The organism is Mycobacterium sp. IDUB_19 (assembly GCF_055419445.1).
The window spans coordinates 31027-55066 of the sequence record NZ_JBVAXR010000001.1 but is presented as its reverse complement, the minus strand read 5'-3'; the positions used below and the strand labels follow the sequence as shown (position 1 = coordinate 55066).

24 protein-coding genes and 1 pseudogene are annotated in these 24040 nt (G+C 63.8%); 11 read left to right on the top strand and 14 right to left on the bottom strand.

Translation table 11 applies throughout. The annotated features are described in order from the left end of the window. Positions 1-36: 36 nt before the first annotated feature. On the top strand, positions 37-2406 hold the full coding sequence (locus tag ACZY0B_RS00290; protein WP_463761939.1) for a hypothetical protein: 2370 nt from the start codon (positions 37-39) through the stop codon (positions 2404-2406). Between the two features lie 1523 nt (positions 2407-3929). On the opposite strand, the gene ACZY0B_RS00285 is transcribed toward ACZY0B_RS00290, so the two are convergent. The 6 genes from ACZY0B_RS00285 to ligD all read right to left on the bottom strand — a co-directional run bounded on the left by ACZY0B_RS00285 (position 3930) and on the right by ligD (position 8312). Then, entirely contained in the window at positions 3930-4166 is a 237-nt protein-coding gene (locus tag ACZY0B_RS00285) for a hypothetical protein (protein ID WP_463761938.1), read from the bottom strand. Between the two features lie 367 nt (positions 4167-4533). Further along, complete coding sequence (locus tag ACZY0B_RS00280; protein ID WP_463761937.1) at positions 4534-5409, bottom strand: protein rep; 876 nt, start codon at positions 5407-5409, stop codon at positions 4534-4536. Positions 5410-5487: 78 nt separating this feature from the next. After that, positions 5488-5925: an FDXHR family putative zinc-binding protein gene (locus ACZY0B_RS00275; protein WP_463761936.1), complete on the bottom strand. Its 438-nt coding sequence runs from the start codon at positions 5923-5925 to the stop codon at positions 5488-5490. Beyond that, positions 5912-6214, bottom strand: coding sequence for a hypothetical protein (locus ACZY0B_RS00270; RefSeq protein WP_463761935.1), 303 nt, complete (start codon positions 6212-6214; stop codon positions 5912-5914). The genes ACZY0B_RS00275 and ACZY0B_RS00270 overlap by 14 nt, the downstream gene beginning before the upstream one ends. Before the next feature lie 97 nt (positions 6215-6311). Further along, a complete protein-coding gene (locus ACZY0B_RS00265) occupies positions 6312-7220 on the bottom strand; it encodes a tyrosine-type recombinase/integrase (RefSeq protein ID WP_463761934.1) in 909 nt (302 codons plus the stop codon). Between the two features lie 51 nt (positions 7221-7271). Beyond that, positions 7272-8312 (bottom strand): non-homologous end-joining DNA ligase, encoded by a 1041-nt coding sequence (ligD, locus tag ACZY0B_RS00260; protein ID WP_463761933.1) that lies wholly within the window; start codon positions 8310-8312, stop codon positions 7272-7274. Positions 8313-8349: 37 nt separating this feature from the next. Here ligD and ACZY0B_RS00255 point away from each other — a divergent pair, with 37 nt between their 5' ends. The 3 genes from ACZY0B_RS00255 (at position 8350) to ACZY0B_RS00245 (ending at position 10508) form a co-directional block, all read left to right on the top strand. Beyond that, the gene (locus tag ACZY0B_RS00255; RefSeq protein WP_463761931.1) at positions 8350-9426 is read left to right on the top strand and encodes an ATP-dependent DNA ligase; all 1077 of its coding nucleotides are present in this window, start codon (positions 8350-8352) and stop codon (positions 9424-9426) included. Between the two features lie 180 nt (positions 9427-9606). After that, entirely contained in the window at positions 9607-9924 is a 318-nt protein-coding gene (locus tag ACZY0B_RS00250; RefSeq protein WP_463761930.1) for a DUF732 domain-containing protein, read from the top strand. Positions 9925-10178: 254 nt separating this feature from the next. Further along, complete coding sequence (locus tag ACZY0B_RS00245; protein WP_463761929.1) at positions 10179-10508, top strand: DUF732 domain-containing protein; 330 nt, start codon at positions 10179-10181, stop codon at positions 10506-10508. Between the two features lie 32 nt (positions 10509-10540). Here ACZY0B_RS00245 and ACZY0B_RS00240 read toward each other — a convergent pair whose 3' ends face one another. Beyond that, the gene (locus ACZY0B_RS00240; RefSeq protein ID WP_463761928.1) at positions 10541-11821 is read right to left on the bottom strand and encodes a cytochrome P450; all 1281 of its coding nucleotides are present in this window, start codon (positions 11819-11821) and stop codon (positions 10541-10543) included. An 80-nt stretch (positions 11822-11901) separates the two neighbouring features. Here ACZY0B_RS00240 and ACZY0B_RS00235 point away from each other — a divergent pair. Continuing rightward, positions 11902-12952 (top strand): annotated as a pseudogene (locus ACZY0B_RS00235) (DUF2330 domain-containing protein). On the opposite strand, the gene ACZY0B_RS00230 reads toward ACZY0B_RS00235, so the two are convergent. Genes ACZY0B_RS00230 through ACZY0B_RS00220 form a run of 3 tightly spaced genes read right to left on the bottom strand, consistent with a single transcriptional unit; the run spans position 12949 to position 15726 of the window. Further along, entirely contained in the window at positions 12949-13854 is a 906-nt protein-coding gene (locus ACZY0B_RS00230; protein WP_463761927.1) for a haloalkane dehalogenase, read from the bottom strand. The pseudogene ACZY0B_RS00235 and the gene ACZY0B_RS00230 overlap by 4 nt on opposite strands. A gap of 22 nt (positions 13855-13876) precedes the next feature. Next, positions 13877-14362, bottom strand: coding sequence for an NUDIX hydrolase (locus ACZY0B_RS00225; protein ID WP_463761926.1), 486 nt, complete (start codon positions 14360-14362; stop codon positions 13877-13879). Positions 14363-14367: 5 nt separating this feature from the next. Then, on the bottom strand, positions 14368-15726 hold the full coding sequence (locus tag ACZY0B_RS00220; RefSeq protein ID WP_463761925.1) for a WS/DGAT/MGAT family O-acyltransferase: 1359 nt from the start codon (positions 15724-15726) through the stop codon (positions 14368-14370). Between the two features lie 107 nt (positions 15727-15833). On the opposite strand from ACZY0B_RS00220, the gene ACZY0B_RS00215 reads away from it, so the two are divergent. Further along, positions 15834-16331: an adenosine-specific kinase gene (locus tag ACZY0B_RS00215; protein ID WP_463761924.1), complete on the top strand. Its 498-nt coding sequence runs from the start codon at positions 15834-15836 to the stop codon at positions 16329-16331. Between the two features lie 13 nt (positions 16332-16344). Here ACZY0B_RS00215 and ACZY0B_RS00210 read toward each other — a convergent pair whose 3' ends face one another. The 4 genes from ACZY0B_RS00210 to ACZY0B_RS00195 all read right to left on the bottom strand — a co-directional run bounded on the left by ACZY0B_RS00210 (position 16345) and on the right by ACZY0B_RS00195 (position 20231). After that, positions 16345-18147 (bottom strand): AMP-dependent synthetase/ligase, encoded by a 1803-nt coding sequence (locus ACZY0B_RS00210; RefSeq protein ID WP_463761923.1) that lies wholly within the window; start codon positions 18145-18147, stop codon positions 16345-16347. 144 nt (positions 18148-18291) lie between these two features. Next, on the bottom strand, positions 18292-18675 hold the full coding sequence (locus ACZY0B_RS00205) for a DUF1330 domain-containing protein (RefSeq protein WP_463761922.1): 384 nt from the start codon (positions 18673-18675) through the stop codon (positions 18292-18294). Positions 18676-18706: 31 nt separating this feature from the next. Next, the gene (locus tag ACZY0B_RS00200) at positions 18707-19342 is read right to left on the bottom strand and encodes a maleylpyruvate isomerase family mycothiol-dependent enzyme (RefSeq protein ID WP_463761921.1); all 636 of its coding nucleotides are present in this window, start codon (positions 19340-19342) and stop codon (positions 18707-18709) included. Next, positions 19326-20231, bottom strand: a complete 906-nt coding sequence (locus tag ACZY0B_RS00195) for an alpha/beta hydrolase (protein WP_463761920.1) — start codon at positions 20229-20231, stop codon at positions 19326-19328. The genes ACZY0B_RS00200 and ACZY0B_RS00195 overlap by 17 nt, the downstream gene beginning before the upstream one ends. A 94-nt stretch (positions 20232-20325) precedes the next feature. Here ACZY0B_RS00195 and ACZY0B_RS00190 point away from each other — a divergent pair, with 94 nt between their 5' ends. The 5 genes from ACZY0B_RS00190 to ACZY0B_RS00170 all read left to right on the top strand — a co-directional run bounded on the left by ACZY0B_RS00190 (position 20326) and on the right by ACZY0B_RS00170 (position 24028). After that, a complete protein-coding gene (locus ACZY0B_RS00190) occupies positions 20326-20970 on the top strand; it encodes a TetR/AcrR family transcriptional regulator C-terminal domain-containing protein (protein WP_463762356.1) in 645 nt (214 codons plus the stop codon). Positions 20971-21073: 103 nt separating this feature from the next. After that, positions 21074-22168 (top strand): NAD(P)H-dependent amine dehydrogenase family protein, encoded by a 1095-nt coding sequence (locus ACZY0B_RS00185; RefSeq protein WP_463761919.1) that lies wholly within the window; start codon positions 21074-21076, stop codon positions 22166-22168. Beyond that, entirely contained in the window at positions 22165-22671 is a 507-nt protein-coding gene (locus ACZY0B_RS00180) for a VOC family protein (protein WP_463761918.1), read from the top strand. Before ACZY0B_RS00185 ends, ACZY0B_RS00180 begins: the two co-directional genes overlap by 4 nt. Beyond that, positions 22668-23441 (top strand): SDR family NAD(P)-dependent oxidoreductase, encoded by a 774-nt coding sequence (locus ACZY0B_RS00175; protein WP_463761917.1) that lies wholly within the window; start codon positions 22668-22670, stop codon positions 23439-23441. The genes ACZY0B_RS00180 and ACZY0B_RS00175 overlap by 4 nt, the downstream gene beginning before the upstream one ends. Then, positions 23438-24028: a TetR family transcriptional regulator gene (locus tag ACZY0B_RS00170; protein WP_463761916.1), complete on the top strand. Its 591-nt coding sequence runs from the start codon at positions 23438-23440 to the stop codon at positions 24026-24028. The genes ACZY0B_RS00175 and ACZY0B_RS00170 overlap by 4 nt, the downstream gene beginning before the upstream one ends. The last annotated feature ends 12 nt before the right edge of the window (positions 24029-24040 follow it).

Sequence of the window (24040 nt, the reverse complement as noted above, 5' to 3'; positions counted from 1 at the left end):
CAGTGCAGTTCGCCATTCATGCACGACTATTTGCCTATGACTAGCGAAGAGGCGGCATTGATCAGCTTTGACCAGTGGGTTGGTCGGTTGCGAGGTGCAGCCGAAACGGGTGAGCCACTCGACTTAGCTCCGGGTGAAGAAGTCGACCCGACCGAGGCAGCGAATTGGGGTGTCGAGCGCGCTGTTCCGTCACGAGCGCTGCGTGAAGTACTCGTCGATCCTAACTGTCGCGTTGATGCGCGCGGACTGTACATCAGGGCGGCGAGGTTCGATGAACGCATTGATCTCGCCTTTGTGAACTTTCCACACTCTCTTCGTCTTGTCGACTGCGCATCGAAACTAGCGCTGGACGCCGAAGGGGCACGGTTTGGCGACCTCGAACTGCGGTGCTTCAGTGCCGAAGGTGAGGTTCGTGCGGTCCGCGCCAGGATCGACGGGTCACTAAAGATGAGCGCCGCGAAGCTATGCAATTTGAAAGGACCAGCGCTGAACTTGGAAGGTGCCAAAATTACCGACGATGTGGTCGGCGATGAAGGCTTTACAGTCGACGGGGAGGTTCGCGCGCTAGGCGTCCATGTGGGCGGACAACTGGTCCTGAGTGGAGCCACCCTGCGTAATACCAAAGCACCGGCGTCGCCAACAACTCCCGATAGCACCGGAGGTGACGCGCCGGTGGCCGACCATGATGCACCGCTACCTGCGGAAAGCAGCCCAGGTGACGGCGCGGTGGCTGAGTTTGGCACGGCGCTGAATCTAGATGGCGCTGTCGTTGATGGAGGCGTCTTCGCCGATGAGGGCTTCAGTGTGGAGGGCGAGGTTCGTGCGCTTGGGGCGAAGCTTGGTGCTCAACTGAATTTGAGTGGGGCCAACCTCCGCAACCGCAAGGGCAATGCGTTGAGCCTCGACGGTGCCGAGATCGGCGACGACCTGGTCGCAAGCAACGAGTTGGATGCTGAAGGCAATGTCCGCAGGTTTCATGCTGAAGGCAAAGTCCACGCAATTGGCGCTCGGATCGACGGAACGCTGAATCTCCGTGGGGCCATCCTGCGTAACTGTGACGGCGAGGCATTGAGTTTGGACCGCGCCGAAGTATCCGGAAACGTAGTCGCCGACAATGACTTCGTCGCGGAGGGCGTCGTCCGTGCGCTTGGCGCGAAGATCGGCGGACAGTTGATCCTTCGGAAAGCCACCTTGACGAACAAAAATGGTTTCGCATTGATCCTCGACTCTGCCGAGATCAATGGAAATGTTTATGTGGACAACGGCTTCCGGTCCGAAGGTGAGATTCGTGGAAAAGGCACAGAGATACGGGGTCTGCTGAGCTTGAGTTCTGCCGTATTGGACAACCGTGGCTACTACTACGACGACACGGCTCGTACAGCGCTGCGCCTCGACGGGGCGAAGATCATCGGAAGTGTAGTCGCCGACAAGGGTTTCACTGCGTTCGGCGGAGTCAGCGCTCAAGGGGTAGAGATCGGCGGAGCGCTTAGCTTTGACGAGGCGAGCTTGCGTAACCCAAAGCGCGGCGCTTTAGTTCTGTCGTCCGCGAAGGTTGGCAGGCTCAACTTTCTAGAGCTGCGCAAGTTCGATGGCTTTCTGTCTCTCCATCGTGCGGAAATTGGCGATCTCATCACAATTGGTGATCCGCCGAGCCCGGTAATCGCCACAGGTTGGGCGATCCGGTACGTCAATGGAGCACTCCGGGATGACTGGCGCGCTGCCAGCGCCTGGCTGAAAACCAGTCCGCAAAGCATTGGCTGGTGGAGTGGGCCCGCATACGATGGCTCCTCCGACTTGGCCGAAACGAGTGACAAGGCCGATCAAAACCTTGCTCAACCCTGGAACGCTCTTGCCGATGTATATGAAGCCACTGGCGACCCCGGCGGTGCCCGGCGACTGCGCTATTCAGCCGCCAACGAGGTCACGCGCCAATCGCCGTTGCCGACAAAGTTCCTTCGTTGGATGTATCGCGTTCTGGTTGGCAACGGTTACTACCCTCTCTGGACAATCCCGTGGCTGATCGTCGTTGTTGCCGTGGGACTGGGAATGGTGTCGATAAACCGTGAAGACATCGTCCCGACTGACACAGCCGCCGCTGAAGCGGCGGTGAGCGAGTTCTTCGGTTGTCGTGATTCGAAGGATCCGGGTTGTGGTCAAGCTCATCGTTGGCGGCCAGTGACAGCCGAGACACCGTGTGAAATTCACCCCCAGTACCCATGCATGAACTCATTGAACTTCGCAGTGAACACTGTCCTTGCACCCGCAGCCTCGCCTGTCCGCGATTGGGCTGTCAACCCGGATGCCACCCTTGTGCTTGTGTTGGGCTTGCCAGCACTCAAGCTCGCGTCATGGGCATTGGCGGCACTCTTGCTCGCCGGAGTGACCGGCCTGCTTCGCAAGACTTGAAGAAGCTTGAATCGGCTGATCGCCGTCATCAAAGTCGTCGACGTCGGGGCGGTTGAGCTGACTAGAGTCCGGTGCCGCAACGTACATTCGGCACTCGCCCCAGGATCGCGCCAGGGCCGATTGGCGATTGTGGGTGATTCCAGCCGCATACCGGGCAGCGAGCCGCAACGGCGCGATGTAGGCCTAGCTGATCTTCCGCAGAGCGGCGTTGCGCTCCACCTGTTCGGAGTGAATCTCAGCGATATGCACCTCACGGGGACGCCGTTCTTCTTGGACGCGGCGATTGGCTCATGTCTTCATCTTTCCGAAGCGCACACGCGACGGGAGATGCAGTCCTTCCCAAGCTGAGTGCAGGCCATGTGGCCGCCTCATTCAGGCACTTAGGCTCCCCGGCCAAGGCCGAAGTCCCCTGTCGGTCGATCGCGAGCCAGCGCAAGGTGGGGGCACGCAACTAGCACTTGCCCCTCGACCGGCGACGTCCAAAGTCGCCCAGGGAGTGACGCGCGATGACCTACGACCCGTACTACCCACCTCAGCGCCCGATGTGCGCGCCGGTTTATCGGCCGCCGGTTCCCCCGCCGCCATCTCGGCGCCGGAATCCGGCAAAGGTGATCGCCCTCGTGGCGATTGCACTGCTGGCGGTCGTGACGTTGGCGGTCCTGGTCATCGGGCTACACGGATCGGGCACTAACATCACTGGTGGAGTGACCACGTCTGCGCCAGCGCCCTCGACTTCGGACCAGTGGTACGCGGCCGTGTGCAAGCCAGGCACTCTCCGGTTTGGGCGTGGGACCTTGTTTCCTCACGCAGATCGTGATGGGTATTGCTTTTCAAATGCCTCGTCGCTGCCCCGTCCAATATGGATCGAGGTGTACTCACGGGCGAATGTTGGCTGGATAAAGGAGGACCCAGGGGCGAAGGACCACCCATTCGCTTGGGCGACCCTAGTGGCCGATAACGGAGACACGGTGCTCGTTGTTGATCCGACTGACAGGACCGGAGCCTCGCTAGAGCCTTTGGCGCAGTTCGGATTCACCATCACTCCCGGTAACTCACCGGGTAATTAGCAGGTTTTTAGTTCCCGGCGTTCCAATTCAGGGGCGCCGGTTTTGGAAGGGGGACACACCATGAAGATGAGTGTCGACCGCTTGGCCGCGATCTGATCAGATACCAGCGGTGTTGGGACGCCCGGGCTCAGCGCCCCGGGTGCGGTCGGTAGCGAAAGCCCCACTCCAACGCGCGCGCCAAACTAGTCACCCACTGAGTCACGTACCGCTCGCGGATGTCCTTACGCAGTCACCGTGGCGCGCACCCGGTCGGCCAGTGCGCGTCGCCCCCTCAGCATCATCTAGGTGCGGGCCGATCCTCGCAGTGCTGCAATCGCGGGTCAAACCTGGGTCAAGATGACCTCGAACAGGGCATCCGGCGCGAGGTGAAAGATGTCTGGGAAAAATTAGCTCGCGGATCGATTCCTTCGTACTTAGTAGATCTTTTTTGTAGCTATTCAATAGCAGACCTATAAGTTAAGCAGTAGTCCTAACACCGCCCAGAGCATTCCTCAGGGCCCGATCAAACTTGATCCCCGTCCAGATTGCCGCTGCTGGTGTCTGGATGTCGTAGTGGCGCCGAGAATGTACCCACACGCTGTCGTAGGTGACGCGCTTGTTCTTGCTGCGTCCCTCGTTGACCGGCTCCAGGATGCGCACAATATCGGCGATGCTCAGACCCATCGGCTTGTACGCCAGCAGCTTGTTGACCAAGAGACAAACACTGTCATCTTGGCAGGTCCGGCAGCGTGGTTCCCGGCGCACGAAACGGTCAAGCTTTCCCTCAGCTCGCAGCCTGTCTAGATAGTGGGCGACAGCTGCATCGAGTTCAGGTCCAGGAATAGGCCGACTGGGCAGATCAGCAATCATTGGTCAGCGTCTCTCCGAAGCGGTTCCAGCCCAGCGGCTTCACGCAGAATGTTCAGCGCATGTTGAGGATCATCGACGGGCAGCGCGTGATACTGCAGTCCCTCGGCGTGATCACGATCCACAGCCCTCACGATAATGCTCTGGATCGAGGAGGCTACCCGTCAAGGCGGAATCGAGCATTGAGCAGCGGTTAGTTGGATTAGTTCCCTGTCTAACAAGATTTGTGGGGCGGTCGTGGGTACAGGTCATCGATGCGGGCGGAGGCGATGACCTGCATGCGCCTTTTGGCTAAGACGACGGTGGTGAAGTCATCCCACAGTGTCAGGCCCTCGCCCGTGGTTTCTAGATGGTCGAGGATGTCCATGGGAGTCCGGGAGCCGTCGGTCGAGGCCTTCAGCGTGGTTCCCTTGAAGCAGTAGGCCGCCAGGGCACCCTCGGTGCCGGGCTTCATCGGTTGAAGGTCCTGACGATCTACCGCCGCATGGCCTCCGCGGTGAGCAACGCCATGGGCGAACCTCTTGGCAGTGGAAGTTCTCAGCCCATTTAGCCGGGGCGGATCCAGTTCCTGCTCCAAAAACAGGAGGACGTGAAAGTGGACGTGCCAGCCTGTAACTGGGCTACGTACGACCTCGGTGATGCGAACGTACCCACGGACACCGTGGACTTTTTTGTCGGCTGTCCAGCCTGATCCTGTGACCAGCGCTGCCCAACCGGCGTCCAGCCGCGACCACAGCTGAGCCAGACCATCGCTGTGGCAGTGGGATTGGGTAAGCGTAAGCAGTGCCACCGCCCCGCCATGGGCCGTCCAACGACGTAGTCGACGCTTCAGCTTGGCTGCTTCCTTGCGCCAGGCGGTATAGCCACAGGTTGGGCACAGCCACTTGCAGCGACACGATTTGGTCACCTCCAAGATCTCGGTGGGCGATCCGACCCGGCCCTTCCTGATCTTGCGACCACACCCTCTTAATCCCCGATGGTCGGACAGCCGGGCGCCGAACTCGCGCAGCACTTCTCGTCGCCGCGCGGCGCTAATGCCCTGGCTGTAGCCGCAGTCCGCCGATACGCCCGACGTCGTCGCGGTGGTCATTGCTGGACTTGCTCGAAGGGTACTTCTGCGGCCCCACCCCGTTATTCAGCCGGTCCTGGGCCGCCCGTCTCTTTCGTCTCAGTCATCGACATCACCCCCGCGCGCTTGCGCACCGTGGCCGCGTCGGGCCTGCGCCCAGCACTGATAGAGGCGGCCCGCGTCGACGAGTCCGTCCCTGGCCGGGTCCACGCAATGACGGCAGTCATCGGCGTGGGAGCCCACACGGTGTTTGTCGAATGCCGTGACCGTGCTGAACGTGTAGTGGCAGGCGGTGCAATGGCAGGTTTTCAGACCTGCCCAGCGGGCGCCGCAGGTACATCCATAGGGGAGAGCCGCAAACGGGTCGCAGATTCCTGCGATCACGGCGGGAATCGGTGCCTGCGCGGCGTCGGGAAGCGCTACATCCGCTCGCCAGTCCTCGGTAGGGTGAGGCCTATCAGTGGTTTGGATGCTGCTGGTGTTTGCGTCGGTTCCCCTGGGAGTGGTGACCCGGGGGCCGACTTCAGGGAGTCTCATTCCCACCACCCCCTGCCCGTAACTGGGCAGCCGCTTCCCGGCGCTGCTGAGCTTTCCGGGATGCTTTCAGCCGGATGCGAGCCAGGTGCGCTTTGCGCAGGTTCTCCGCGCGTTTGGTGCGCTCTGAGGACGCGAGCAGACCCGCTGGGTCGGCCTCGCGTTCAAACTTTTCCCAGATGGCCCGCAGGCCCGGAGCCGTGGCAGCGAGCCGGTCGGGCTCGGTGGCCCAGCGGGCATGAGCGGCAATGCGGGCGCGTTCGCTGCGCTCCGCTGGGGTGAGTCTGCCCATGTCGAAGACACACTTTCTACTCGTGTGTGTGTCTCCTGCGGGCTTTCCGCAAGACCATCCTATCTGAGTCGCAAGCCCATCGTCCGGAACTTACGCCTTAGATCCGGTCTCCCCGGCGAAGTCGTCGGGCGGCCTCTTGGGCTCGGTGATCAGCGGCCGAGGCCCCGTAGCGTTCGAGCATCGCATCTGACTTCCATCCCATTAACCGCTTGAGGTCGCGCTCCTGACCTCCGGCCAGGAGGAAGTCATGCGCGTGGGTGTGGCGGAATCTATGGGGATGTACGGTCGCGGGATCGAGCCCGGCCAAGGCGGCGCGCACCTTGAGCCGTTCACGTACGCCGTCCGTGGTAAATCGGCCCCGCTCCCCCAGCAGCAGCGCCGGGTCTTCGACGTAGCGGTGGCCACGGCGCGCCCGCAGATACCGGTCGAGCGCCACCGCTGTCCTGGCCCCGAAGTAGGCTGCCCGGACCCGCTGTCCCTTCCCGGTCACCTGAACAGTTCCGGTGTCCAGATCAATGTGCTTGAGATCGATACCCGTCAATTCCGACACGCGCAATCCGGCGTCGAGTAGCAGACGGATCATCACCGTGTCGCGCAGGTCCTTGAACGTGCGGCCCTTGCAAGCCCCCACCAGAGCGGTCAGCTCCTGGTCGGACAGCACAGGCACCGGTGGCGGTTCTGGTTTGTCCACGGTGAGTCCGGCCAGCGGGTCGGTGCGGATGATGCCTTCGGCGAGCAGCCAGTTGACGAACCGGCGCAGGCCGCGCCAGCGGGTTAGGACGGTGCCATCGGAGAGCTTGCGGCCTCGCAGCGACTCCAGCCAGCCCACCACGTTGTCGCGGATTAGTGAGGTCAAGTCGGTGGGCTGGCCCTGCGCGGTAAGCCAAGCACTGAAGTAGCGGACCGACTGCCCGTAGAGCACCAGGGTGCGGTCGGCCTTGCCTTCGATGTACAGGACCCGGCGGAAGCTCTCGGCCAGGGATTCCAGGGACTCAGGCGCGGACATCATGGCCTAGGTTATCAGGGGAGTCCCTGCCGTGCTAAGCAGGACCCGGCGTCAATCAGAATTATTCTTGCTGTTCAGATCCCTATTCCGACTCGGCTGCACTCGTTTCGGTTCGCCGGGCATTTTGGGGTAATTCGGCGGATAGGGCATATCGCCGAGCCCTCGCTCTTCGTCGGCTTCGACCATATGCAACAGCGGCGCAATCGACTGAGTCACCTCATCGATGCCGGCCCATGGGTCTTCGCGGCCCGACACCAGGCCGGGCACCGTCGCCATCGTGTAATCGTCGGGCTCGGCGCTGGCTAACTCGTCCCACGTCAACGGCATCGACACGGTCGCGATCGGAGTGCGTCGCACCGAGTACGGCGACGCCATGGTGCGGTCGCGGGCGTTTTGGTTGAAGTCGATGAAGATGCGCTCGCCGCGTTCCTCTTTCCACCACGACGTGGTCACCTCGTTCGGCGCGCGACGTTCGACCTCGCGCGCCAGCGCGATGCCCGCCCGGCGCACGGCGATGAAATCCCAGTCGGTGGCGATCCGGAGGAACACGTGAATCCCGCGTCCCCCGGAAGTCTTGGGGTAGCCCACGAGGCCGAGCTCGTCGAGCAACGGGCGCAGCACGTCGACCGCAACGGAGCGCGCCTGCTCGAACCCGACACCGGGTTGCGGATCCAGATCGATGCGCAGCTCGTCGGGATGCTCGGTGTCGGGGCAGCGCACCTGCCACGGATGCAGCGTGACCGTGCCCATCTGCGCCGCCCAGACGATGGCCGCGGGGTGAGTCACCATCAGCGCGTCGGCGGTCCGTCCCGACGGGAAGGTGACCCGACACGTCTCCAGGTAGTCGGGATGATGCTGCGGTATCCGCTTCTGGTAAATCTCCTCGCCGTCGATGCCGTCCGGAAAGCGCTGCAGGTGGGTGGGCCGGTTGCGCAGTGCGTCCAGCATCGGGCCGCCCGCCACCGCGAGGTAGTACTCGACGAGTCGTCGCTTGGTGCCCTTCGATCCGAGCTTCGGGAAATACACCTTGTCCGGATTGGAGAGCCGCACCGAGACGCCGTCGACGTCGAGCTCTTCAGCTGCCGCAGCCATGAATCGATTCCAGCACGCCGCGCGTCAGAATGAACCAATGGACTTGCCTGTCATGCCGCCCGTTTCGCCGATGCTGGCCAAGTCGGTGCGATCAATACCCCCGGACGCCTCCTATGAGCCCAAGTGGGATGGATTCCGGTCCATTTGCTTCCGCGACGGCGATCGGGTCGAACTGGGGAGCCGCAACGAGCGGCCGATGACCCGCTACTTCCCCGAGTTGGTCGCGGCGGCCCAGGCCGAGTTGCCGCAGCGCTGCGTGATCGACGGTGAGATCGTGATCGCCACCGATCACGGCTTGGACTTCGATGCGCTGCAACAACGCATTCACCCGGCCGATTCGCGGGTGCGGATGCTCGCCGAGAAGACGCCAGCTTCCTTCATCGCGTTCGACTTGCTCGCCCTCGGCGACGACGACTACACCCGGCAGCCGTTCAGCGAGCGGCGCGCCGTGCTTGTCCGGGCGCTGGCCGATTCCGGGCCCGCATTTCATGTCACGCCGGCGACCACCGATCTGCACACCGCACAGAAATGGTTCGAGGAATTCGAGGGGGCCGGTCTCGACGGCGTCATCGCCAAGCCGCTGACCGTCACCTATCAACCGGACAAGCGCGTCATGTTCAAGATCAAGCATGAGCGGACAGCCGACTGTGTGGTGGCGGGCTATCGGGTGCACAAGTCGGGCGGCGACACCATCGGGTCGCTACTGCTCGGCCTGTACCAGGACTCAGGCCCTTCCGCAGGCCAGCTCGCATCGGTCGGCGTGATCGGCGCATTTCCGATGGCCGAACGGCGCCGGCTGTTCACCGAGCTGCAGCCGCTCGTCACCAGCTTCGATGACCACCCGTGGAACTGGGCCGCGCACGAAGCCGGTGAGCGCACCCCGCGGAAGAACGAAACCTCCCGGTGGAACGCCGGCAAGGATCTCTCCTTCGTCCCGCTGCGGCCCGAGCGGGTCATCGAGGTCCGCTACGACCACATGGAAGGTCGACGATTCCGCCACACCGCCCAATTCAGCCGGTGGCGCCCCGACCGCGACCCACGCTCGTGCACTTACGAGCAACTTGAACAGCCGGTCACCTTCAGCCTCGGCGACATCGTTCCGGGCCTGGGCTAAAAGGCGGCTGCGCACCGCAACTCGGGCGGGATTCACTCCGCGTTCGGCATCCACGCGCGAGGCCACTCGGCGATATCCATACAGCGTTTGCACAGCGACCTAGAAGCGAAAATCCGTTGCGGCGCAAACGGCGGAAGCGGACCATTGATGTACAGATGGTTAACGACAAGAAGTGAACAGATGAACGCTGCGGCAGCCATGAGGCCAATTGCCATAGGCATCTTGGCGGCCATCGCGCTTTCATTGGGAGGCGCGACGCCGGTCGCACATGCAACTGCGACGGCTGACTTCCTTAGACAGGTGCGTGCGAATGGGGTCGGACGCCACAAATCGGATGCCGCCTTGGTTCAGGACGCTCAAGAAGTGTGCGACATGCTCGACTACCAGGAGTCGGCCTACCAATACCTTGACCAGCACTCCGGTCTAAACGACAAGCAATCCGCCATGTTCGTCACCGTCTCGGTCAAATACTTCTGCCCGCAGTTCACACCCGGATAGGCCCCGATCAGCGGGTCACGTTCAGCCTGAGCGACATCGTGGCAGGCCTTGGATAAAAAGCGGCTAGATCCGAAACGCCGATAACCCACGACCGAGCCTTGCCTCATTGGTAGGCAGGCAAATGCCATCGTGGTAGGTCATAATTCTTTACCGCTTGTTTGGTCCACGTGCACTGAAGCCGCCTATGGTCTCCCTCCGTATTGACCGGCGGCGGAAGCAGATCCTTGATAGATAGGCCGAAAGGAAGTCAACGAATGAACGCTGCGGCGGCCGTGCGGAAGCCCCTGGGAATCTTGGCGGCTGTCGGGCTCCTGTCGGGAGGAGCGATTCCTATTGCCCATGCAACTCCAACGGATGACTTCCTCAGACAGGTGCGTGCGAATGGGATCGGGGTCAACGCACCGGATGCCTCGGTGATCGAAGATGCCCGGGAGATATGTGACATGCTCGACTATCAAGAGGGCGCGTACCAATACCTCAATCAGCACTCCGGTCTAGACCGCAATCAGTCCGCCTTCTTCATCGCCGCCTCCGTCACCTACTACTGCCCGCAGTTCGCCCCCAAGCTGGGCCCGGGTCACTAAAAGCGCAGCGCTGTCCGACTCGCCACCCGAGATCACACCGCAACCGTCAGCTCCGCCAGCCCCCGCAGTGTGACGTTCGCCTTGTACTGCGGCTCGCTATCCAGCCGCGCCCGCGGAAAACGCGCCGCTACCTCCGACAGGGCAATGCTGGCTTCCATTCGCGCCAGCGGCGCCCCCAGGCAGTAGTGAATCCCTCGCCCAAACCCCAAGTGCCGCAATGCTCCTCGATCCGGGTTGAAGGTGTCGGCCCGATCGAATTCGGCGGGATCCCGATGCGCCGCGGCCAGCAGCAGCATCATCACGTCGCCCTCGGGCACCTCGACGTCCCCAATCGTCATGTCGTCGAGGGCAATTCGGCCAACCATTTGCACCGGCGGGTCATACCGCAGGGTCTCCTCGACCACCCCCGAGACGCGGTTGGCGTCGGCGCCGAGCGCAGCCCAGTGCGACGGCTGCCGCAGCATCGCCAGGATGGCGTTGCCGATCAGGTTGACCGTGGTCTCGTGACCGGCGACCAGCAACAGCAGGCAGGTCGAGACGATCTCCTCCTCGGTCAGCTGATCACCGGACTCCTCCACCGCGACCAGACCCGACATCAAGTCGTCGCCGGGCTGCGAGCGCCGCCGATCGATCAAGCCGTGCAGGTACTCCCGCAACCACGATCCGGCATCGAGGCGCTCCTGCAGACCATCGGAGGCCGAACCGGTGAATGTGACGAACGGATCCAGCGATTGCGCGAGTAGTCCCGACGCCTGGCTGAATTGCGGCTCGTCGTCGAGGGGCACACCGAGTAGCCGGCAGATGACCGCCACCGGCAGCGGATAGGCGAAATCTTCGACGACATCGAAGCACCCCTGCTCGGCGATCCCATCGAGCATTCCGGCCACCAGAACACCGATGTCGGGCCGCAGCGCATTGACCACTTTCGGCGCGAACGCCTTGCTGACCAGCCTGCGCAGCCGCGTGTGATCAGGAGGGTCGAGGAACAGAAACCCGGGCGGCACTTGCGCGGGCGGTGGCGCACCGGCTGCGGTGAGTTCCCGGATCTGCGCTTCAACCTGCTCTCGAGCGCGCGTCGACTTCATCCGATCGCTGCTCGACGACGGGTGCCGCAGGGCGTCGTCGCAGTCGCGGTAAGTCGAGAAGACGGCGAGGTGCGCGTCGGGCAACAGGATCGGCCCGCGGTCACGAAACTGTGCGCACAGCGGATACGGGTCGGCCCGATTGGCCGGGTCGAGGAATCCAAACAGCAACTTTTGCGATTCGGCTTGGTCGGCGGGTTCGGGGACCTGCTGAATCGGCGCAGTCGTCATGCTCACATTGTGCATGCCGCACCTTGATGCACGGTTCGAAGTGGGTGACCGCACGCACGTCAGCAACTAGCATGTGCGCAATGAAGATGGCCCGTACGTGTGGCTTGGGTCTGGCGGCCGTTATCCTGGCTACCCTGACCGATGTGGCCATCGCGACTCCGGGCTATGCCTGCGCGTGCGGTGCGGTGGTCCCTCCCGTCGGCGGCCAGGCCACCATGAACCGTGAAGTGGCCCTGGCACATTGGGACGGGTCCAGCGAAACCATCGTCATGCAGCTCGCCCTGAATGCCGATACGAGCAGTGTCGCTCTGGTGGTGCCCACCCCCACACCGGCGACCGTGACGGAGGGCGACAAGGCGACATTCACCGAGTTGGACACCCTCACCGCACCTCGCGTCCAACAGCGCCGGCACTGGGTGCTGGGGCAGCCGGGTTCAGCCGCCCACGCTCCCCTCGAGGCCGCGGGCCCCCAGCGGGCCCACGGTGGTCAACCAGGTCCACCTCGGGCCGCTGGAGGCCACCACGTTGGCCGGTGGTGACCTGAGTGGATTGCAAAAATGGTTGGACGACAATGGTTATGCCATCCGTCCCGCGGTGTCGGAAGCGTTGGGCCCCTATGTACGTGAGGGCTGGTCGTTCGTCGCGATCAGGCTGACCAGTTCGGACCCCATCGTGGGCGGGCTCAACCCGGTGCGGATGACCTTCCCGTCGACGCAATTGGTCTATCCCATGCGACTTTCGGCCGCCGCCGCGGGCCCACAGCAAGTCACGATCTTCACGCTGTCCGATCATCGACAGCAGCGCACCGACGCCGATGCCTCGGCCCAGGCCGTCCAAGTTCAGTTCGCGGGCAACATCTCTGCCGCTGTACAGAACCCGCTGTTGCGCGAACTGACGGCAAATCACGGTGGCTATCTGACCAAGCTTCAGGTGAACATCGCCCAGCCGGAACGGATCTCCTCGGATTTCACGTTCGGTAACGCCGCCAACGATGACGCCTACCGGCAGGTGATCTACATCGACCACGACGTCGTCATCCCCATCGAGCTGATCCTGTTTGCCGGATTCGTGCTCGCGGTGATCGCGGCGACGGTGATCGTTCTCGTGGTCCGTAGCCGGCGGCGCACTTAGCGGCGCAGAAACTCCACGATGTGGTTGGCCAGCTCTTCGCCGGCGTCCTCCTGTAAGAAGTGCCCGGCGCCGCGAATCAGTGGGTGGTCGATGCCCCGCGCGCCGCGCATTTCCCGCGCAAAGATCTCGGCCATCGGCCCGGTGATGGGGTCGCTGTCGCTGAACGCGACCAGCATCGGCGTCGGGCTCTGCGACAGCGCCGCCCAGGCGGCCTTGTTGGCAGAGGAGGCGGGGTCGTCCGGCGAGGTCGGCACCAGGCCAGGCATGGCGCGCGGCGCCGCGCAGTAGTCGTCATCGGGGAACGGCGCGTCATACCCCGCACGCACCTCGTCGCTCATCTGCTGGCGACAGCCCGACTGGACGAACGAGCCGACGTTCAGCTTCGGCACCGTTGTGATGGCCTCGCGGAATTGCCACCAGACGTCGGCCATCGGCTGGTCTCCATTGGGCAGCCCGGTATTCGCGACGACCAGCCGGGCAAACCGCTCGGGATGCTCTGCAGCCAAACGCAATCCGATCAGTCCACCCCAGTCCTGACCGACCAGGGTCACATTACGCAGATCGAGCACGTCGAAGGCCAACGTCCGTATCCATTCGACGTGGCGCGCGTAGCGGTGGTCTTCGCGGCGGGTCGGCTTGTCCGAACGACCGAAGCCGACCAAATCGGGGCACACGACTCGGTGCCCGGCAGCGACCAGGATCGGGATCATCTTGCGGTACAGGTAGGACCAGGACGGCTCGCCGTGCAGCATCAGAACGGGATCGGCGGTCTCCGCCCCGTCTTCCACCCACGCGATCCGGAGCGTGCCGCCGTCATTGTCGGAGATCTCGGAATACCTTGGGGCATAAGGGAAGTCTGGTAAGTCATCGAACCGCTCGTCGGGTGTTCGCAGCGTCTCCATGTCTGGAACATACCCCCGCTGGTCAAGTCTCTTCGGTGAAGCCCGCCAACTCCGGATGCGCCATCAACAAATCGAGGTAGGCCCGCTGCCCCTTGAGTAATTTGCTGCGTGCCTGCGCCACCGGGAACCACCCGACCCGATCGACTTCGGGGAACTCCCGCATGGTGCCCGAGCCCTTCGGCCACTCCAGCTCGAAGGTGTTGCTGCGCGCGTCGGTGACATCGAGGTCGCCCAGCACGGCGAAGGCCCTGACCACCTTTCCGCTGGGTTGTTTCAGCGCGCCGAGGTCGATGCGCGGCCCGTCGGGAACCGGCAACCCCAGCTCCTCGGAAAACTCGCGCTGAGCCGCGGCCCAGGGATCTTCACCGTCGGTGTACTCACCTTTCGGAATCGACCACGCCCCATCGTCCTTGCGGGACCAGAACGGGCCACCCGGATGCGCGATCAAGGCTTCGACGGCGCCGTCGCAGATCCGGTACAACAACACACCCGCACTGAGTTTGGGCACCGGGCTCAGACCCCGACGGCGCGTTCCAGATCTTTCAGCGACTCCTCCAAATGCGCGAGCAGGCGCTGCAAGTGCGGAACGCTGCGCCGGCACCCGACCAGACCGAAATCGAGCTTGTCGGCGTTGCTTACCAGGGTGATGTTCAGCGCTTGGCCGTCGAGAATCGCAGACAGCGGATAGCTGCCGTCCAGCCGGGCACCGCCGTAGTACAGCTGTTCACGAGGTCCCGGAACGTTCGAGATGATGACGTTGAACGGCGGTGATGTCGACGTCACCCATCCGGGAACCGCCGTCATCGCCAGCGCGCTCATGTTCAGCGCGGAAAGCGCCAGCGCCTGGATTCGAGGCAGCTGAGAGAAAACGGTCTTGTTTTTGTACATCGACTCGCTGACGGTCTCCAGCCGTTTGGCGGGATCCTCGATGTCGGTGGCCAGGTTGCACAGGATGGCTCCGACCAGGTTGCCGCCGGCGTCGGCCTCGTCCTCCCGGCGCAGGCTCACCGGCACCATCGCCAACAACGGTGTGTCCGGCAGGGCGTCCTGCTCTAGCAGGTAGTAGCGCAAGGCACCCGAACACATCGCCAGGACGACGTCGTTGAGCGTCACCCCCGCCGCATTCTTGACGTTCTTGATGCGGTCCACCGACCATGACTGCGCGGCGCAGCGGCGGGCGCCGCCGATCTTGACGTTGAGCATGGTGCGCGGGGCGCCGAACGGCAGCGTGAGTTGCTGTTCGAACAGCGCCGCACGGGCCAGTGACACCGTCGACGGTGCAAGTGCCGCAAGGGATCCCGCCGTATGCATCAGCGAACTCAGCCGCGACGACGTTGGCACGGGCTTGCGTTTGGGTTTGCGCAGGCTCCAGGGTGCCCGAATCTCGGTGTCATCGGGGTCGGCGGACAACGCGCGTTGCATCAGCTTCAGTGCCGAGACGCCGTCGATGAGCGAGTGGTGCATCTTGGTGTAAATCGCGAAGCGGCCGTCCTTGAGTCCCTCGATCACATAGGCCTCCCACAGCGGGCGGTGGCGATCGAGCAGGCTGCTGTGCAGCAGCGAGGTCAGCTCGAGCAGATCGCGGACCCGTCCCGGAGAGGGCAGCGCGGAGCGCCGGACGTGATAGTCGATGTCGAGGTCCTTGTCATAGGACCACCCGAGATTGGCAATCCCACCCAAGAACGTCGCCGGCCGCTTGAGAAAGGTCGGCTGGAAATCCTGCTGGGCAACCAAGCTGTCGTAGAACTCGCGCACGAAGTCCGGGCCGGCGCCTCCCGGGGGTTCGTACAACGACAGCCCACCGACGTGCATGGGGTGCTCACGGGATTCACCCAGCAGAAATACCGAGTCGGTGGGGCTCATCAGTTCCATCCCCCAATTAGACCGCGCTCGAGGTGCGAAGCGAAGGCACTCTTGGAACATCGCTGCTAGCGGGCCGGTCGATCGCCAAACCACAGCCGCCGTGGGAGCATGGGCTTGTGACGACGACGTCGGTGTCCTTTGATGTGGTGAGCGTTGACAAGCCCGAAGACGTCAACGTGGTGATCGGTCAAGCTCACTTCATCAAGACCGTCGAAGACCTGCACGAAGCCCTCGTCGGGGTGAGTCCATCGCTACGGTTCGGGCTGGCTTTTTGTGAGGCATCCGGGCCCCGCCTGGTTCGCCGCACCGGCAACGACGACGAGTTGGTCGAACTGGCGACCAACACCGCCCTGGCCATCGCGGCTGGACACAGTTTCGTGATATTCCTTCGCGAGGGTTTTCCCGTCAACGTGCTCAACCCGGTGAAGGCAGTGCCCGAAGTCTGCGGAATTTACTGTGCCACAGCCAATCCGGTCGAAGTCATCGTCGCGGTGACCCCGCGTGGTCGCGGCATCGCAGGAGTCATCGACGGACAGACCCCGCTAGGAGTGGAGACCGACCGGGACGTCGCGGAGCGCCACGCCTTGTTGCGTGCCATCGGTTACAAGCTCTAACGGCGACGTCGGGTCACCGCTTCGCGTAAATCGCGTCGACCTCGTTGGCGAACCGTGCGCTCACCACGTTTCGTTTCACCTTCAGGGTCGGAGTCAGCTCGCCGGTGAGCACCGTGAAGTCGACGGGCAAGATACGGAATTTACGGATCGATTCCGCATGCGACACCGTCTGATTGGCCTGTTTGACTGCCAGGTCGATCTCGCTGACCAGATCGGGGTCGTCGCTGAGCTCCCCGACGGAGGCGGTCGCTTCCTTGCCGTGGTGCTGCTTCCACACGTCGAAACCCTCCGGGTCGATCGCGATCAGCGCGGCCACGAAAGGCCTGTTGTCCCCGACCACCATCGCCTGGCTGATCAGCGGGTGAGCCCGCAACTGATCTTCGAGCACGGCCGGGGCGACGTTCTTGCCGGCCGCGGTGACGATGATTTCCTTCTTGCGGCCGACGATCGAGAGATAACCGTCGTCGTCCGTCGACCCCAGATCGCCCGTATGGAACCACCCGTTGACGATCGCTTCTTCGGTGGCCTTCTCGTTGTGCCAATACCCGCTGAACACGACGCCACCGCGGACCAGCACCTCGCCGTCGTTGGCGATCGCCATGCTGTTGCCGGGCAACAACTTTCCGACCGTGCCGAGCCGCTCTTCGCCGATCTGGTTCAGGGTGATCGCGGCGCTGGTCTCGGTGAGGCCATAACCCTCGTAGATCGTCAGGCCGGCGCCGCGGTAGAAGTGGCACAACCGCTTGCCCAACGGGGCTCCACCGGAGGCCGCGGCATGGCAGTCACCGCCGAGCACAGCGCGCAACTTGCGGTACACCAGCCGATCGAACAGCGCGTGCCTGGCCCGCAGCAGCCGTCCCGGGCCGCCGGTGTCCAGTGCCATGCTCCACTCGATCGCGGTGCGAACGGCGGCATCGAAAATCGAGCGCCGACCGCTGTCATGCGCTTTCAACTCGGCTGTGTTGTATACCTTTTCGAAGACCCGGGGCACCGACACCACGACAGTCGGCTTGAACGCAGCCAATGTCGGAACCAGGTTCTTGAGGTCACCCGTGTAGCCGGTGGTGACCTTCGTTGCGAACGCCGACATCGACAACGCGCGGGCCAGCACATGGGCCAGCGGCAGGAACACCAGCATCCGTTCTCCCGTGCGCAGCAGCGTCGGGAAGTACGCCGCGGCGCCGCGTGTCTCGTAGAGGAGGTTGGAATGGGTCAGCTGGCAGCCCTTCGGCCGGCCCGTCGTGCCCGAGGTGTAAATCAGCGTCGCGGGATCGGCGGCTCGCAGCCCCGCCAGCCGCTCGTCGAGTTGGCCGGTGTCAACCGATCTCCCGGCTGCGGACAGTTCCTCGAGAGCAGACGGCCCGCTTGTCTCGAGGTGGAGAACCTTACGCATTGCGGGCAGCTCGGTGCTCAGCTCCTTGACCAACTGGCCATGAGCGTCGGTTTGGGTGATCACCAGGACAGCGCCCGAATCTTCCAGCACCCAGCGGACCTGCTCGGCCGACGAGGTGTCGTAGATGGGGACCGTGACCGCTCCCACTGAGAGGATCGCGTAGTCGAGAATGACCCACTCGTAGCAGGTGCCGGCCAAGATTGCCACGCGGTCGCCGGCGTTCACGCCCTCGGCGATCAGACCGAGCGCGGCTTCCCGGATCTGCTGGGCGGCCTGGGCGCAGGTGACATTCGTCCAGACGCCGTTGACGAGACGCTGAAAGATCACATGATCGGGGTCGTCCCGCTCATGGGAGTACACACTGCTGACGATGCTGTCGCGCTCTCCGACGGCGAAGGTTGCGGGAACGTGGAATTCACGCATGAGCTGGCGACTCTGCAACATCGTGGGCGACCATCAGACCCACCTCCTGGCTCTCGCTTGTCCTGGCACGACGCTAACCGCATCGACCGCAGCCTTCTAGTGGCCATAGGTCCCAGGGTCAAGAGTCCATTGGACTCCCGGCAGTCAGTCGTCTGAGATGGACCACGTCGAGGTCGCGATCAGGTCCCCGCGCTCCAAAGCCGCGGCGCGATGCTCGTGCACCGTGCGGTAGTCCTGATTCGTCACCATGTCGATGAAGGCCTGGGGCGACGGGTATTCGACGATGAGAATCGCGTCCCACCAGGGCCGTTCGCCGTCGCCGATGACGACCGCAGGTGCTCCTCCCGCGTAGCGCACAGTGGCGCCGACGCGTTCGAGGTGCGGCGCGACCTCGCGCCCGTATCGGGCATAGCGCTCAAGGCCACCCTCGGGCTTGAACGTCAACAGGTTGACCATCACCACCGGTGTATCGGCCGGTCGCGCGGCCAGGGCCGCGAACTGCTCGGAAGTAGGTCCCAAACCGCTCATGTGAATCTCCTGCCCTGGTGCCGTTGAGCCATCACATCCGAGACGAAAGTACCGCGACGCCGTCACCGCGCAGGTGCTGCAGTGCCCAGGGTCTTCCCGCGAGGACGGATGCGAGGTGGGCCGCCTGTCCGCTGACTGTGGGTCCATCGGCGCGATGAGACCAGTCGGCGTCGCCGGCGAGCAGATTGAGGCCCCGGGCTCGCGCGGCCGCCGGGACGAACGGGTTAGGCACCTGAACCTGGGTGTTCAGCACTGCGGCGACCGTCGATACGGGCACCGCCGATTCTTTACCCAACGCGTACGTGATGTCGAGTTCATGGATGACGTGGTCGCCCAACAGCAGCCGCCTCGGGAAAAGGCGGCCGATTCCTCTGGGTCGGCGCGCCAGCGCCATGAAGTCGCCGAGCAACTGTTCTGGGCTGCGCTGCGCCGCCAGGTCCTGGGCCAGTTTGGTGTTCGCGGCGTCGAACGAGCCGCGATGCCGCAGCATGCTCACGGCAACCGAGGACAGCGCGACACCGTAGCCGATGACGAGATGGGCGAGCACCTGGTGATTGGTCCACTCGGTGCAGAGGCTCGGTTCTGCCCACTGCGCCGCGCTGATATCCCGAGCTGACTCGGCGAGCCTTGTGTCGTTGTCCCGCAACGCGTCAGCCGACTCGGACACCCAAGTGCTCCTGTAAAAAGGCGGTCTGATCGGCGAGTAGCGCACTCAGCAGCGGCGGGTGATAGATCTGGAAGTGATCGCCGTCGTAGTTCCGCGCGACTCCGCGCGGTGCCGCAGCGGCAACATCCTCGGCGTGGCGCGGGTCCATCAAGGTTCCCCGACGCGATACGCAAACGAGCAGCGGCGCTTTGATTTTCGCTGCCCCGCGTTTAGCGCTGCTCGTTGCGATGCCGAGCACGTCCATCGCCGCCATCCGGTTATCGAACGTGCACCCGGGTTCGACGGTGGAATACCAGCCGTCCAACGCCCCCGCGACCGTGACCGCGGCCAGGCCGCCGGGCTTGCCCACGATGGGGATATACGTTCGGCCGGCTCTGCGCAACCGGCTGATGGCATCGGCGATGATCGCCGGCGTGAGCCGCACGGAATGCAGAATGCCGCTTCGCCGTAGCGTTCCCGGCCCGTGCACGATCGGACATTGCACCACCACCGCCGCGACGTCGATGCCGTGCGCCGCCGCCTGCAGCACGTGCAGCGCGCCCAGGCTGGTCCCCCACAAGCCCAGCCGGGCAGCGTCGATACTGCCGTGTTGGCGCAGATAGTCGGACGCCGCCCCAACGTCCTGCCGGTGCGCGCGCATGTTGAATTGCTGACGCGGTTCACCGTCGGACTCGCCCGTGTAGCGGTAGTCAAACGCGAGAGTCGCGACGCCGGATTTGGCGAAGTGCTGCTCGTATTGGGACAGCAACATGCCATGTGTGGCGCCCAGGCCATGAGCCAACACCAGCCCCGGATGCGGTCCGGGGCCGTCGGGAAGGGTGAGCCAGGCTGCGCAACGGGTACCGCGTGACATGAAGGACACCCTGATGGTGTCGTAGGCACCGGCCATGTGAGATCCTTCCATAAATACGTACACCGTACGTTTTAACTTACGTACGGTGTACGTGTCAAGGGTTCACCCGAACGAGGAGGCCGGGCTTTACATGCGGGCACGATTCACCCTCGCCGAGGTGCGGGCGCAGGCGATCCACATCGTCGACCAGGACGGGCTCGCGGGCCTGAGCATGCGATCGCTCGCGGCCGCATTGGGTACTGGACCGATGACGCTCTACAACTACGTCAAAGACCGCGAGGAGCTGGAAGGCCTCGTTGCCGAAGCGGTGCTCGCAAGCGTCCGGCTGCCCCGCCGGTCTGACGATTGGCGTGCCGACGTGAAAGCCATCGCCACCGCCATCTGGCGGGGAGTGCGTCAGCACCCCAATGCCGCGCCACTGGTGTTGACGCGCCGCACCGTATCGGCAGCCGGCTACGTTCCCGCCGAACGCCTCGTCGAAGCGCTGCGACGCGCGGGACTGAGCGACATCGATGCGCTCGCCGCATTTCGCGGAGTGCTCAGTCTCGTAATGGGCGCTGCCCAAGTCGAATTGGCCGGCCCGTTTTCGGCAGCCGACCGCGAACAGTCCAGTGCGGTGATCGCCAAGCGGATTGGCGACCTCGCCGGCACCGAGCACCCGCACCTGGCCGCGCTGGCGGAGACCAGCCAGCGTTCGACCATGGGCGACGACTTCGACCGTGCCCTCGACATGCTGCTCACCGGCATCCAAGCGGCCGCAACGACTCGGGGGTAACCGGCCTTCCTACCCGAAGCGATTGTTGACAGTCACTGCCAGCGGGTCATACTGTGCCATTTCGGTCGTCGGCGGGTAAAGGCGTGCAATCGAAAGGACAGCGATGAGCAGTTCGTCCAAGCTTCGCGTAATTCAATGGGCGACCGGCGGCGTCGGCAAGGCCGCCATCGAATGTGTAATCAACCACCCGCAGCTAGAGCTGGTGGGCTGTTGGGTGCACAGCGACCAGAAGAATGGTGTCGATGTCGGCCGGATCATCGGGGCTACAGACCTGGGCGTCACGGCTACTTCGAGCAGCGACGAGATACTCGCGCTGGACGCCGACTGCGTCATGTACAGCCCGCTGGTGCCCAACGACGACGAGGTCATCGCGATCCTGCGGTCCGGCAAGAACGTGGTCACCCCGGTCGGCTGGGTTTACCCCGATCCGGGCAATGCACGTCATCAGGCCGTCGCTGACGCTGCGGTGCAAAGCGGTGTGACCCTGCACGGTTCGGGCATCCACCCCGGGGGCATCACCGAGCGGTTCCCGCTCATGATTTCCTCGCTGTCGTCGGCGGTCACCCACGTCCGTGCCGAGGAGTTCTCCGACATCCGCACCTACAACGCGCCGGACGTGGTGCGCCACATCATGGGATTCGGCGGCACCCCGGAGGAAGCCATGGGAGGGCCGATGGCAAGCCTGCTCGAGGCGGGCTTCAAGCAGTCGGTGCGAATGATTGCCGACCACATGGGATTTCGTATCGAACCGAACATCCGGACCATCCAGGACGTCGCGGTGGCGACCGCCGAGATCGACTACGCGCCATTCCCGATCACCGTCGGCACCGTCGCGGCGCGCCGGTTCCGCTGGCAGGCCCTCGTCGACGGCGAGCCGGTCATCACGGCTGCGGTCAACTGGCTGATGGGCGAGGAAAACCTCGACCCGGCTTGGAATTTCGAAGGCCGCGGCGAGCGCTTCGAGGTGGAGATTACGGGTGACCCAAATGTCAGCCTCACCTTCAAGGGTCTGCAACCGGAGACGATCGCGGAAGGGCTGGTGAAGAATCCGGGCGTCGTGGCCACCGCCAACCATTGCATCAATGCCATTCCCGATGTCTGCGCTGCCGAGCCGGGCATCAAGACCTACCTGGATCTGCCGATGTTCGCCGGGCGCCCGGCTCCCGCTCTCGCTCTCGCTCTCGCGAAGCCATCGTGACCGGCGTAAGCGTCCTACCCGATGTGTCCTTCTGCCACCTTGTCGTGGGCGTTACCGACATGGACCGAGCGCTGACCTTCTACCGGGACCTGCTCGGCATGGAAGTCGTCTTCGAATCCCTCATCTCCGGTGAGCCTTTCGACGCGGTACTGCACGCGACCCGGAAGCAGGAAGGCCGAGTGGTCGGCGGCTTGTTGGGTGGGTTGATGATCGAGCTGCTGTCGATCGGCGCAAATCCGCCGGAGCAGAAGCCGGCACGCAGGCGCATCACCGGCATCCACAATGTGTCGTTCTCGGTGACCGATCTCGGCGACATCCACCGCCGCATAACCGAGGCCGGATACACGCCCGACCAAGAACCGTTCGAAATAGGCGGAGTCCGAATGTTTTTCGTGAAGGACCCGGACGGAACGCCAGTGGAGTTCATCGAACTGCCCGGCGGGGCACGTAGCACCTACGAAATGCACCGGGGCGCGCAGCTGCGGATGGGACCCGTCACATGAGTTACAGCCACCCCGATTCGATGCGCGGGCACGTCGCGATCGTCACCGGTGCCGCCCAGGGCGTCGGTAAGGGCACCGCGACGGCATTGCTCGAACGCGGCGCTTCGGTATTGCTGGTCGACATACAGGCCGACGTCCTGGAAGCGACAACTACCGAGCTCAAAGGATTAGGGCCGGTCGAAAGCCTGGTCGCCGATCTGCGCGACACCGACAGCGCGCCACGGATCGCCGCGGCCGCCGTCGATGCCTTCGGCGCGGTGCACGGGCTGGTCAACAATGCCATCGCCACCAACGAGCCCAAGGCATTCGTCGACATCACCCTTGAGGACTTCGCGCTCGGCCACGACGTCGGCCCCCGAGCAACCTTCCTGCTCATGCAGGCCGTGCACCCGCTGATGGTCAAGGCCGGCGGCGGGTCGATCGTCAACCTCGGCTCGGGGACGGGAACCGGTGGTGAACCCAAGTGGGGCGGCTATGCCACCGCCAAGGAAGGCATCCGTGGCCTGTCCAAGGTCGCAGCGCTGGAGTGGGGACGCGACAACATCCGCGTCAATGTCATCTGCCCGTTCGCCGAGTCCGACGGCGTCAAATTCTGGAAATCGTTCGCCCCCAAGGAGTACGAGAAGGCGGTGGGGCGGGTTCCGATGAAGCGCATCGGCGACGTCCATACCGACGTCGGAGCGCTGGTGGCGTTCCTGCTCGGCAGTGACGCCACGTTCATCACCGGGCAGACCATTCACGTCGACGGCGGGATCGGTTGCTTCCGGTGACTGGCGGCTCGCTACGGGATCGACAGCGCGCACAGATCCGCGCCGATATCCGGCGGGCGGCGTTCCGGCTGTTTGTCGAGCGCGGGTACGACGCAGTCACGACAGAGGAGATCGCTACTGCCGCAGGCGTTTCGCCGCGCACCTTCTTCCGGTATGTGCCAACCAAGGAGGAGCTGCTGCTGGCGCCCGTGCGCCACGGTGGTGCCGCGATCGTCAACCTCCTGGAAAAGCGGCCCGCCAGCGAGTCCCCGGATGTCGCACTCATCAACGCCATCGTCACGCGCACCCGGTCATTCGATCGCGCCGACTGCGAGGAGTGGCGCGCCGCCCTGCTGGTGGCGCCGGGCCTGCTGGATAAGGCGACGATCCACACTCCTGTCGACAAGGAGCGGGCAATGAAGCTGATCGCCGAACGCATGGGCACCAACCCCGATACCGATATGCGTCCCGGGTTGCTGATCCAACTCGCTTTCGGCGCGGCAGATTTCGCTTTTCAACAGTGGGTGCGGCGGTCGTCCGACCGACGGCCACTGGATCGCTATGTCACCGAGGCCCTGGAAGCAGTCAAGAGTCCCTACTGGACATAAGCAACTACCGGG